Source organism: Streptomyces sp. NPDC058221 (assembly GCF_042882365.1).
Lineage (GTDB): Bacteria > Actinomycetota > Actinomycetes > Streptomycetales > Streptomycetaceae > Streptomyces.
In genome coordinates this window covers 1-11,351 of record NZ_JBHVWF010000199.1, presented here as the reverse complement: position 1 = coordinate 11,351, position 11,351 = coordinate 1, and the positions used below count along the sequence as shown (strand labels likewise).

Sequence of the window (11,351 nt, the reverse complement as noted above, 5' to 3'; positions counted from 1 at the left end):
GTTCGGAAGGGGGTGCCGGGCCGCTGCCGTACAGGCGCTACGGGTGGCGGAGCCGCCAGCCCTGCCAGGCGGAGTCGATCATCTCGTCCACGCCGTACCGGGCCGACCAGCCCAGCTCCGCGCGGATCCGGTCGGCGCCCGCGACCACGCGCGCCGGGTCACCGGGGCGGCGGGCCGTCACCTCCGGGGCGATGTCCCCGTTGTCCGTCACCTTCAGGATCCGCTCGACCATCTCGCGTACGGAGCTGCCCTCGCCGCGGCCGATGTTGAGCGTGAGATCCGTGCCGCTCTCCGCCTCCTCCAGCCGGCGCGCGGCCGCGAGGTGGGCGGAGGCGATGTCCTCGACGTGGATGTAGTCGCGGATGCAGGTGCCGTCGGGCGTCGCGTAGTCGTCGCCGAAGATCCGCGGGCCCTGACCGGCCTCAAGCCGCTCGAAGACCATCGGGATGAGGTTGAACACCCCGGCGTCCGCCAGCTCCGGCGACGCCGCACCGGCCACGTTGAAGTAGCGCAGCGAGGCGCAGCGCAGCCCGTGGGCGCGGGCGGCGGCGTGGATCAGCCACTCGCCGACGAGCTTGGTCTCGCCGTACGGGCTCATCGGCGCGCAGGGCGTGTCCTCGGTGACGAGGGTGACGTCGGGCATGCCGTAGACCGCGGCGGACGAGGAGAACACCAGCCGGTCGACGCCCGCGTCGACCATGCTCTCCAGCAGCACCTCCAGGCCGGTCACGTTCTCCCGGTAGTAGTGGAGGGGACGCTCGACGGACTCGCCCACCTGCTTCTTGCCCGCGATGTGCACCACCCCGGTCACACCGTGCTCGCGGATCGCCGCGTCGAGTGCCTGCCGGTCGAGCACACTGCCGGTCACCAGGGGCACCCCGGCGGGCACCTTCTCGGCGCTCCCGGTCGACAGGTCGTCGTACACGACGACCTGCGAGCCGCCCTCGAGCATCGCGCGCACGACGTGTGCACCGATGTATCCCGCCCCGCCCGTAACCATCCAGGTCATGTCGTGCGTCTCCCTGTCCGAGGTCTTACCCGTCCGGTTCACTCTACGTGCACATAAAGTCGGATCGGCGGACCGGGCCTTGCCGCTCAAAGGCGGCTGACAGGGATCAATTACGCTGTCCGGGTGCTGCACGCCGCCGCACTGTTCAACGGTGCGCACCGCGGCCCTCGCACGGACCCTCACAGCTCTCTGGACTGGTGGACGATGCCTCGACTGACACTCATCGTGCCTGCGTACAACGTGCAGGGGTACATCGGGGAGTGTCTCGACTCCGTGCTCCAGCAGGACTTCACCGACTTCGAGATCATCGGTGTGGACGACTGCTCGCCGGACGGCTCGGGCGCGATTCTCGACACATACGCGGAACGCGACTCCCGGATCCGTGTGCTTCACCTCACGGAGAACGTGGGTCTGGGGCACGCGCGCAATGCGGGTATGGACGAGGCGACCGGCGACTATCTGCTCTTCCTCGACAGCGACGACACCCTGGCCCCGGGTTCGCTGGCGGCCGTCGCGGGGCGCCTCGACGCGACGGACGACCCCGACGTCCTGATCTACGACTACACCCGCACCTACTGGGACGGGCGGCTGCTGCGCAACAAGCGCGCGGAGCTGCTGGACGAGAGCGGCCCCGACGTCTTCTCACTGGCGGACCGGCCGCAGTTGCTGGATCTGCTGCAGATCGTGTGGAACAAGGCCTACCGCCGTGATTTCGTCACCCGGCACGGCTTCCGTTTCCCGGCCGGGTATTACGAGGACGCGCCGTGGACATACACCTCGCTGATCTCCGCCGAGCGCATCGCCGTCCTGGACCGTTCCTGTGTGCTGTACCGACAGCGGCGTGAAGGCGGGAACATTCTCCGCACGGTGAGCCGCAAGCATTTCGACGTCTTCGACCAGTACGACCGCGTCTTCGCCTATCTGGACGGGCGGCCCGATCTCGATTCCTGGCGTCCGGCGCTCTTCAGGAAAATGGTCGACCACTTTCTGACCGTCCTGGAAAAGCCCGGCCGCCTTCCGCAGAAGGCGCGGGCGGAGTTCTTCCACCGCGCGGCCAAGGACTACCGGAGCCGCCTTCCGGAGGGCTTCGAGCGTCCGGCCGGCGGAAAGGGCTACAAATACGCGCTGCTGGGCCTCGACTCCTACTCGGCACTGGTCGGCGTCACCCGGGTCAACAACGTGCGCAACCGGGCCAGGCTGGGCGGCCGTGCCCGCGCCGGCCGCGCCAAGCGCGCCGCGCTGGGCATGTTCTACAAGTCCCAGCTGCGCATGCCGCTGGACGACAACCTCGCGGTGTTCTCGGCGTACTGGGGGCGCGGCTACTCCTGCAACCCGGCGGCCATCGAGGCGGAGCTGGGCCGGCTCGCTCCGGACATGCGGCGGGTCTGGACGGTCCGGTCCGAGCACCGCGACCGGGTGCCCAAGGGCGTCGAGGCCGTGGTGGTCGGCTCCCGCGAGTACTGGTCGGTGATGGCCCGCGCGAAGTACCTGACGAACAACGTGAACTTCGGCGACACCGTGATCAAGCGCGAGGGCCAGATCCATCTGCAGACCCATCACGGCACCCCGCTGAAGACGATGGGGCTCGATCAGGCCCAGTACCCCGCGTCCACCAACATGGACATGGAGAAGCTGCTCAGCCGGTGCGACCGCTGGGACTACAGCCTGTCCGCCAACCGGTTCTCCACGACCGTCTGGGAGCGGGTGTACCCCTGTCGGTACACCTCGCTGGAGACCGGCTACCCGCGCAACGACGTCCTGCTCAACGCCACGGCGGCGGACGTCTCGCGGATCCGGCACGAGCTCGGGCTCGCGGACGGCTCGACGGCCTTCCTCTACGCGCCGACCCACCGCGAGTACCAGAAGTCCTTCGCCCCGCGGCTCGATCTGCCGCGGCTGGCCGAGGAGCTGGGCCCCGATGTCACCCTGCTGGTGCGCGGCCACTACTTCTACAAGCCGACCGGCCGCCTCGCCGACCTCCAGGCCAGCGGCCGGATCATCGACGTCTCCGCGCACGGGAACGTCGAGGAGCTCTACCTCGCGGCGGACGCCCTCGTGACGGACTACTCATCGGCGATGTTCGACTACGCCAACCTGGACCGGCCGATCGTGATCTACGCCGACGACTGGGACACCTACCGGGTCGTGCGCGGCACCTACTTCGACCTGATGGCCGAGCCGCCGGGCGCCGTGGCGACCAGCCAGGAGGAGCTCACCTCGGTCCTCGGCTCCCAGGAGTGGCGGAGCGAGAAGTCTGCCGGGCTGCGCCGCGCCTTCCGGGAGCGCTTCTGCGACTACGACGACGGCCGCGCCGCGGAGCGTGTGGTGCGCCGGGTATTCCTGGGCGAGGAGACGCTGCTTCCGGTCGTCCCGCTCGCCGAGCGCACCCCGGCGCCCTCCCCCGCCGAGGCGCTCGACCGGGCCGGCCGCTCCTGACTGACGGGTGCCCGGTTCACGGGCGCCCCGGAAAACGCGCGGGCCCGGCTCCCCGAAGGGAACCGGGCCCGGCTGCGGTCCGAGAGCGGGTTACGCGAACGGGTCGAACTCCTGGTACTCCTTGCTGACTTCGTCGCGCTCGTCCTCGCGGTCGCGACGGCGCTGCGCGGCCGGACGCGGCTCCTCCAGGCGGTGGTCCTCACCGCGGCGGCCGAGCATCTCCGCACCGGCCGTGACCGTCGGCTCCCAGTCGAAGACGACGGCGTTGTCCTCGGCGCCGATGGCCACGCCGTCGCCGGCCCGGGCGCCGGCCTTGCGGAGCTCGTCCTCGACACCGAGCCGGTTCAGCCGGTCCGCCAGGTAGCCGACTGCCTCGTCGTTGTTGAAGTCGGTCTGGCGCACCCAGCGCTCGGGCTTCTCGCCGCGCACCCGGTAGATGCCGTCGTCCTCCAGCACCACGGTGAAACCGGCGTCGTCCACGGCCTTGGGCCGGATGACGATCCGGGTCGCCTCCTCCACCGGCTTGGCGGCACGCGCCTCGGCGATGACACCGGCCAGCGCGAAGGAGAGCTCCTTGAGGCCGGTACGGGCCACGGCGGACGCCTCGAAGACGCGGTAGCCGCGGGCCTCCAGGTCCGGACGGATCATGTCCGCGAGGTCCTGGCCGTCCGGGATGTCGATCTTGTTGAGGACGACGATACGGGGCCGGTCGTCCAGACCGCCGTACAGCTTCAGCTCCTCCTCGATCATGTCGAGGTCGGAGACCGGGTCGCGGTCGGACTCCAGCGTCGCCGTGTCCAGTACGTGCACGAGCACCGAGCAGCGCTCGACGTGGCGCAGGAACTCCAGGCCGAGGCCCTTGCCCTGGCTGGCGCCCGGGATCAGGCCCGGGACGTCGGCGATGGTGTAGACGGTGCTGCCCGCGGTGACGACACCCAGGTTCGGGACCAGGGTGGTGAACGGGTAGTCGGCGATCTTCGGCTTGGCGGCCGACAGGACCGAGATCAGCGAGGACTTCCCGGCGCTCGGGTAGCCCACGAGGGCCACGTCGGCGACGGTCTTCAGCTCCAGGACGATGTCCCGGCTCTCACCGGGCTCGCCGAGCAGCGCGAAGCCGGGGGCCTTGCGCCGGGCGGAGGCCAGCGCGCCGTTGCCGAGGCCGCCGCGGCCGCCCTGGCCTGCGACGAACATGGTGCCCTGGCCGACCAGGTCGGCGAGCACGTTGCCGTCGGTGTCGAGCACGACGGTGCCGTCCGGCACGGGCAGGATGAGGTCCTGGCCCTCCTTGCCGGTGCGGTTGTCACCGGCACCGGGCTGGCCGTTGGTGGCCTTGCGGTGGGGGTGGTGGTGATAGTCGAGGAGCGTGGTGACGGCCTGGTCGACGATCAGGGTCACGTCGCCGCCGCGACCGCCGTTGCCGCCGTCCGGACCGCCGAGCGGCTTGAACTTCTCACGGTGAACGGAGGCGCAGCCGTGGCCCCCGTTACCCGCGGCGGCATGCAGCTCGACGCGGTCCACGAAGGTGGTCATGGTTGGAACCTCCAGTTACATACATGCAGAAATGTCTCGCTGCCCCTGTAGGAGCAACACGCGAAAGGCGGACCCACTTCCCGTTACAGGAAGTGAGGTCCGCCTCCACGTCAAACCGCTCGACGAGCGCCGAAAATTCAGCCGGCGATCGGAACGATGTTCACGACCTTGCGGCCACGGTGCGTGCCGAACTCGACCGCACCGGCGGCGAGGGCGAACAGCGTGTCGTCGCCGCCACGGCCGACGCCCGTGCCCGGGTGGAAGTGGGTGCCGCGCTGGCGGACCAGGATCTCACCGGCGTTGACGGCCTGACCGCCGAAGCGCTTCACGCCGAGCCGCTGAGCATTGGAATCGCGCCCGTTCCGGGTGGACGATGCGCCCTTCTTGTGTGCCATGTGTTCTCAGTCCCTTACTTCGCAGCCGCGGGGATACCGGTGACCTTGATCGCCGTGTACTGCTGGCGGTGACCCTGACGACGGCGGTAGCCGGTCTTGTTCTTGTAGCGAAGGATGTCGATCTTCGCGCCCTTGTGGTGGTCCACGATCTCGGCCTGGACCTTGATGCCGTCAAGCACCCACGGGTCGCTGGTCACGGCGTCGCCGTCGACAACGAGCAGGGTAGAGAGCTCTACCGTGTCGCCAACACTGGCGGTGGGAATCTTGTCAACCTCAACGATGTCGCCGACAGCAACCTTGTGCTGGCGACCACCGCTGCGCACGATGGCGTACACGCGGATCTCACTCTCACTCGAAGCGAAAACCTCTGAAGCCAGCCGCTCACACGGGTCCGGGGACCCGTGATGATCCGGATTGGACGAGCGGCCTCTCCCGTACGAGCGGGAGGTCAGTGCTCAGAGGTGTGGCGAAACAAACGCCGACGGTCAAGATTACGGGGCCCGGGACAGCCCGGTCAAACCGGGCCCCGGTTTCGGAACCCGGACAACCGCTTCTCAGGCCCCGGCAGCTGTGACGTAGTCGGTGTAGGCGTCCCTGATCCCGTCCGCGGACAGGTTCAGATGTTCCAGGACGGTGTACCGACCCGGCCTGGTCCGGGGTGCGAACTCGACCACCGAGACGAACTCGTCCACGGTGAACCCGATCTCCTGCGCGGTGACCGGCAGCCCGTGGCGCCGCAGCGTCCCGGCCATCCGTACGGACTCCTGGTGGGCCCCGCGCAGATGCATCGCGAACGCCGCGCCCAGACCGCACTGCTCGCCATGGCTGGCCGCCCGCTGAGGGAAGAGCAGGTCGAAGGCGTGGTTGATCTCGTGACAGGCGCCGGAGGCCGGCCGGCTGTCACCCGCGACCGACATCGAGATACCGGTGAGCACCAGACCCTCCGCCAGCACCTGGAGGAAGCTGTCGTCGCCCAGTTCCCCGGGGTGGCGCAGCACTGCCTCGCCGGCCTGCCGGGCCATCGCCGCCGCGAGTCCGTCGATGTCCTCGCCGTTGACCCGGTGGGCCAGCTCCCAGTCCGCCACGGCGGAGATGTTCGAGAGCGCGTCCCCGATCCCGGACCGCACGAAGCGGACCGGGGCCTCACGGATGATGTCGAGGTCGATGACGACGGCGATGGGGTTCGGGACGCCGTACGAGCCACGGCCCGCGTCGTTGTCCAGGGTGGCCACCGGCGAGCACAGGCCGTCGTGGGACAGGTTCGTCGCCACGGCGACCAGGGGCAGCCCGATCCGCGCGGCGGCGAACTTCGCACAGTCGATGATCTTGCCGCCGCCGAGGCCGACCACGGCGTCGTACCGCCCGGACTTCATGGCCTCGGCCAGCTTGACGGCGTCGTTCAGTGTGCCGCCGCCGACCTCGAACCACGAGGCACCGGGCAGGCTGTCCGACAGCCGCTCCCGCAGGGCCCGGCCGGAGCCCCCGCTTATGGCGACCGCCAGCTTCCCGGAGCCGGAGATGCGCTGATCGGCGAGGACACCCGCCAGGTCGGCCAGCGCACCCGCACGGATGTCGACGACGACCGGCGCCGGGATCAGCCGGGTCAGTACTGGCACGCGATGGTCCTGCCCTTGGCCAGGTCCTCGTGGTTGTCGATCTCGACCCACTTCACGTCGCCGATCGGCTCCACGTCGACCTTGAAGCCGCGGTTGACGAGCTCCTGGTAGCCGTCCTCGTAGTAGAGGTCCGGGTCGCGCTCGAACGTCGTCTTCAGAGCGTCGGCCAGCTCCTCGGCCGCCTCGCCCTCGATGAGGGTGACACCGATGTACTCGCCGGTGGCGTCGGCCGGGTCCATCAGCTTGGTGATCCGCTGAACGCCCTTCTCGGGGTCGGCGACGACCTTCATCTCCTCGTCGGCGAGCTGCTTCACCGTGTCGAGGGCGAGGATGATCTTCTTGCCGTCGCCGCGGGCGGCGAGCAGCGTCTTCTCGACGGAGACGGGGTGCACGGTGTCGCCGTTGGCGAGGATCACGCCGTCCTTGAGGGCGTCACGGCCGCACCAGAGGGAGTAGGCGTTGTTCCACTCCTCGGCCTTGTCGTTGTCGATCAGCGTGAGGCTGACGCCGTACTTCGCCTCCAGGGCCGCCTTGCGCTCGTACAGCGCCTCCTTGCGGTAGCCCACGATGATCGCGACATCGGTCAGCCCGACCTCGGCGAAGTTGCCCAGCGTCAGGTCGACGACGGTCAGGCTCTCCTCGTCCCCCTCGGGGCCGACCGGCACCAGGGCCTTGGGAAGCGTGTCGGTGTAGGGGCGCAGACGGCGGCCGGCGCCGGCCGCCAGAATCATGCCGATCATGAGGGTTCTCCTTGGTCCTTGGTGCGTGTGTCTCGGGTGGGTCCGGGTGCCGTACGGGCGCGCCGGCTCAGAGCTCGGCCGCTACGTAACCGCGCAGCCAGGTACGGAAGTCGGGGCCCAGGTCCTCGCGCTCGCAGGCGAGTCTGACGATGGCCCGCAGGTAGTCGCCGCGGTCGCCGGTGTCGTAGCGGCGGCCGCGGAAGACGACGCCGTGCACCGGTCCGCCGAGCTTCTCGTCGACGGCCAGCTGCTGGAGGGCGTCCGTCAGCTGGATCTCGCCGCCGCGGCCCGGCTCGGTGTCGCGCAGCACGCCGAAGACCGCGGGGTCCAGGACGTAGCGCCCGATGACGGCGAGATTGCTGGGCGCGTCGCCGGGTTCCGGCTTCTCGACCAGACCGGTGACCCGGACGACATCGCTCTCCGGCGTGGTCTCCACCGCGGCGCATCCGTACAGATGGACCTGCTCGGGCGCGACCTCCATCAGCGCGACGACGCTGCCGCCCGCACGCTCCTGGATCTCGGTCATCCGCGCCAGCAGCGGGTCGCGCGGGTCGATCAGGTCGTCGCCGAGGAGCACCGCGAACGGCTCGTCGCCCACATGGGGCTCCGCGCACAGGACGGCGTGGCCGAGGCCTCGCGGGTCGCCCTGGCGGACGTAGTGCATGGTCGCCAGGTCACTGGACTCCTGGACCCGCACCAGCCGCTCGTCGTCGCCCTTGCGGGTCAGCGCCGACTCCAGCTCGTAGTTCCGGTCGAAGTGGTCCTCGAGGGCCCGCTTGTTGCGCCCCGTGATCATCAGTACGTCGCTCAGCCCCGCGGCGGCGGCCTCCTCCACGACGTACTGGATCGCGGGCTTGTCGACCACCGGCAGCATCTCCTTGGGAGTCGCCTTCGTCGCCGGCAGGAACCGGGTACCGAGCCCGGCGGCCGGTATGACGGCCTTCTGGATCTTGCGCATGTACTCCGGCTTCCGTGTCCACGGGGAAAGTTGCGGGTCGGGCGGGGCGCCAGTACGCAGCCGGCCCGATTCCTGTGACGGAAACGGTACGGCTGCGTACGGGCGCACGGTGCGAGGTGGTCAGGCCTCGTCGGCCGGAGCGGTGACGGAGGACGGCGCCTGCTTCTGCGCCGCCACCGTCTTCTTCGCTGTCGCCTTCTTGGCCGTCGTCTTCTTCGCGGCGGTCTTCTTGGCGGCCGTCTTCGTGGTGGCCGCCTTCTTGGCAGTGGCCTTCTTGGCGGTCTTGCGGGCCGCCTTCTTGGCCGGTGCGGCCTCGGGCTCGGCGTCGGACGCCGGCCCGGACTCGGCGGCCGTCACCACGACGGCCGCGGCCTCGTCGGTGGCGGCCGGGGAACCCGCGGGCGCGGTGGCCTTGCGGGTCGCCCTGCGCCGGGCACGCGGCGGTGCGGCCGGCTCCTCGGCCGGGACCTCCACGTGCGGGGCCTCGACGACCGGGTCCTCAGCGGCGACCGGGTCCGCGTCGGACACCGGCTCCTCGGCGGCCTCGACGGCCGGTACGGGCTCGGCCGGGGCCGGGGAACCGGCCGGGGCGGTCGCCTTGCGGGTCGCCCGGCGACGGCCACGGCCCTGGGGCGCCTCGGCTGCCGGTGCCTCGACGGCCGGGGCCTCGGCCACCGGGGTCTCGACGGCCGGCTCCGGTGCGGGCTCGGGCTCCACGACGGGCTCCGGCTCCACGGCCGGCTCCGCCACCGGAGCGGGCGCGGACGCCGACTTCGGGGCACCGGCCGGGGCCGACGCCTTGCGGGTCGCCCGGCGACGGCCACGGCCGCGCGAAGCGGCCGCCTCGGCCTCGGCCGCGCTGCTGTACAGCTCCTCGTCCGCGACGAACTCCGGCTCGGGAAGCGCCACCGGGGCGGCGACCTCCGCCGCGACCTCGGCCTCGGTCTCGGCCTCGTTCTCGTGGTCCTGCTCGTGCTCATGACCGTGCTCGTGCTCGTGGTCCTGGCCGGAACCGCCGCGGCGCTTCTTGGACCGCTTGCCGTTGCCGCCGCCACCGCCCACCGAGGTGGGCTGCTCCATGTGCACGATCACGCCGCGCCCGTTGCAGTGGACACAGGTCTCGGAGAAGGACTCCAGCAGACCCTGACCGACCCGCTTGCGGGTCATCTGGACCAGGCCGAGCGAGGTGACCTCGGCGACCTGGTGCTTCGTACGGTCGCGTCCCAGGCACTCCAGAAGGCGCCGCAGCACCAGGTCCCGGTTGGACTCCAGCACCATGTCGATGAAGTCGACGACGACGATGCCGCCGAGGTCGCGCAGCCGCAGCTGGCGCACGATCTCCTCGGCCGCCTCCAGGTTGTTCTTGGTGACGGTCTCCTCGAGGTTGCCGCCCTGACCGGTGAACTTGCCGGTGTTGACGTCGACGACGACCATCGCCTCGGTCTTGTCGATCACCAGCGAGCCGCCGCTCGGCAGGTAGACCTTGCGGTCCAGCGCCTTCATGAGCTGCTCGTCGATCCGGTAGGTCGCGAAGATGTCGACCTCGGAGGTCCACCGCGACAGCCGGTCGGTGAGGTCGGGCGCCACGTGCGATACGTAACCGTGGATGGTGTCCCACGCCTCGTTGCCGCTGACGATGACCTTGGAGAAGTCCTCGTTGAAGATGTCGCGGACGACCCGGACGGTCATGTCCGGCTCGCCGTAGAGCAGCGTCGGCGCGTTGGAGCTGCCGCTGCTCTTCGACTTCTTCTGGATGTCCTCCCACTGCCCCTGCAGCCGCTCGACGTCGCGGCGCAGCTCGTCCTCGCTGGCGCCCTCCGCGGCGGTGCGCACGATGACGCCCGCGTCCTCGGGGACGATCTTCTTGAGGATGGTCTTGAGCCGGGCGCGCTCGGTGTCGGGCAGCTTGCGGCTGATGCCGGTCATCGAGCCCTCGGGCACGTAGACCAGGTAGCGGCCGGGCAGCGAGACCTGGCTGGTCAGGCGGGCGCCCTTGTGGCCGATCGGGTCCTTCGTCACCTGGACGAGGACGGACTGGCCGGACTTGAGCGCGGTCTCGATGCGGCGGGGCCCGTGGGCCATGCCGAGCGCCTCGAAGTTGACCTCACCGGCGTACAGGACGGCGTTGCGGCCCTTGCCGATGTCGACGAAGGCGGCCTCCATGGACGGCAGGACGTTCTGGACCTTGCCCAGGTAGACGTTGCCGACGTAGCTGGTGGCCTGCTCCTTGTTGACGTAGTGCTCGACGAGCACGTTGTCCTCGAGGACGCCGATCTGGGTGCGCTCGCCGTTCTGACGCACGACCATGACGCGCTCGACGGCCTCGCGGCGGGCCAGGAACTCCGCCTCGGTGATGATCGGCACCCGGCGGCGGCCCTGCTCGCGGCCCTCGCGGCGGCGCTGCTTCTTGGCCTCCATACGGGTCGAGCCCTTGATGGACTGGACCTCGTCGAAGCCGGTGCCGGGCTCGCGCTCGGCCTCCTTCTTACGCGGCTCACGGACCTTGACGACCGTGCGCTCCGGGTCGTCCGTGCCGTTCTCGGCGTCGGACGAGGAGTCACCGCTGCGACGGCGGCGGCGGCGCCGGCGCCGGCTGCTGCTCGATCCGGAGGCACCGGAGTCGTTGTCGTCGTGCTCGTCGTCGCCCTCGTCCTCGGACTCGTGGGC

At 70.2% G+C, this 11,351-nt stretch carries 9 protein-coding genes; 1 reads left to right on the top strand and 8 read right to left on the bottom strand.

The genetic code is table 11. The features are described 5' to 3' along the window. Positions 1-37 precede the first annotated feature (37 nt). A complete protein-coding gene (gene galE, locus ACFVW8_RS35790; protein WP_389697595.1) occupies positions 38-1,009 on the bottom strand; it encodes a UDP-glucose 4-epimerase GalE in 972 nt (323 codons plus the stop codon). Positions 1,010-1,213: 204 nt separating this feature from the next. Between galE and ACFVW8_RS35785 the strand changes: the two genes are divergently transcribed. Next, positions 1,214-3,445, top strand: coding sequence for a CDP-glycerol glycerophosphotransferase family protein (locus tag ACFVW8_RS35785; protein WP_389697593.1), 2,232 nt, complete (start codon positions 1,214-1,216; stop codon positions 3,443-3,445). Between the two features lie 90 nt (positions 3,446-3,535). Here the strand turns inward: ACFVW8_RS35785 and obgE are convergent, their stop codons facing one another. The 7 genes from obgE to ACFVW8_RS35750 all read right to left on the bottom strand — a co-directional run. After that, positions 3,536-4,975: a GTPase ObgE gene (gene obgE, locus ACFVW8_RS35780; protein WP_389697591.1), complete on the bottom strand. Its 1,440-nt coding sequence runs from the start codon at positions 4,973-4,975 to the stop codon at positions 3,536-3,538. A 137-nt stretch (positions 4,976-5,112) separates the two neighbouring features. After that, positions 5,113-5,370, bottom strand: coding sequence for a 50S ribosomal protein L27 (rpmA, locus tag ACFVW8_RS35775; protein ID WP_018103204.1), 258 nt, complete (start codon positions 5,368-5,370; stop codon positions 5,113-5,115). Positions 5,371-5,384: 14 nt separating this feature from the next. Next, on the bottom strand, positions 5,385-5,705 hold the full coding sequence (rplU, locus tag ACFVW8_RS35770; protein ID WP_024494442.1) for a 50S ribosomal protein L21: 321 nt from the start codon (positions 5,703-5,705) through the stop codon (positions 5,385-5,387). A gap of 219 nt (positions 5,706-5,924) precedes the next feature. Beyond that, positions 5,925-6,986 (bottom strand): iron-containing alcohol dehydrogenase family protein, encoded by a 1,062-nt coding sequence (locus ACFVW8_RS35765; protein ID WP_389697588.1) that lies wholly within the window; start codon positions 6,984-6,986, stop codon positions 5,925-5,927. Then, the gene (locus ACFVW8_RS35760) at positions 6,974-7,726 is read right to left on the bottom strand and encodes a sugar phosphate nucleotidyltransferase (protein ID WP_389697586.1); all 753 of its coding nucleotides are present in this window, start codon (positions 7,724-7,726) and stop codon (positions 6,974-6,976) included. Before ACFVW8_RS35760 ends, ACFVW8_RS35765 begins: the two co-directional genes overlap by 13 nt. Before the next feature lie 67 nt (positions 7,727-7,793). Further along, positions 7,794-8,684 carry a UTP--glucose-1-phosphate uridylyltransferase GalU gene (galU, locus tag ACFVW8_RS35755; RefSeq protein WP_389697584.1) on the bottom strand — a complete coding sequence of 297 codons (891 nt, stop codon included), beginning with the start codon at positions 8,682-8,684 and terminating at the stop codon, positions 7,794-7,796. A gap of 120 nt (positions 8,685-8,804) precedes the next feature. After that, a partial coding sequence (locus tag ACFVW8_RS35750) for an Rne/Rng family ribonuclease (protein WP_389697582.1) occupies positions 8,805-11,351 on the bottom strand: 2,547 nt, incomplete at its 5' end.

Excerpts from the sequence above, each read along its gene's own strand:
- galE (WP_389697595.1), bottom strand. The coding sequence starts at position 1,009 with ATGACCTGGATGGTTACGGGCGGGGCGGGATACATCGGTGCACACGTC.
- ACFVW8_RS35785 (WP_389697593.1), top strand. The coding sequence starts at position 1,214 with ATGCCTCGACTGACACTCATCGTGCCTGCGTACAACGTGCAGGGGTAC.
- obgE (WP_389697591.1), bottom strand. The coding sequence starts at position 4,975 with ATGACCACCTTCGTGGACCGCGTCGAGCTGCATGCCGCCGCGGGTAAC.
- rpmA (WP_018103204.1), bottom strand. The coding sequence starts at position 5,370 with ATGGCACACAAGAAGGGCGCATCGTCCACCCGGAACGGGCGCGATTCC.
- ACFVW8_RS35760 (WP_389697586.1), bottom strand. The coding sequence starts at position 7,726 with ATGATCGGCATGATTCTGGCGGCCGGCGCCGGCCGCCGTCTGCGCCCC.
- galU (WP_389697584.1), bottom strand. The coding sequence starts at position 8,684 with ATGCGCAAGATCCAGAAGGCCGTCATACCGGCCGCCGGGCTCGGTACC.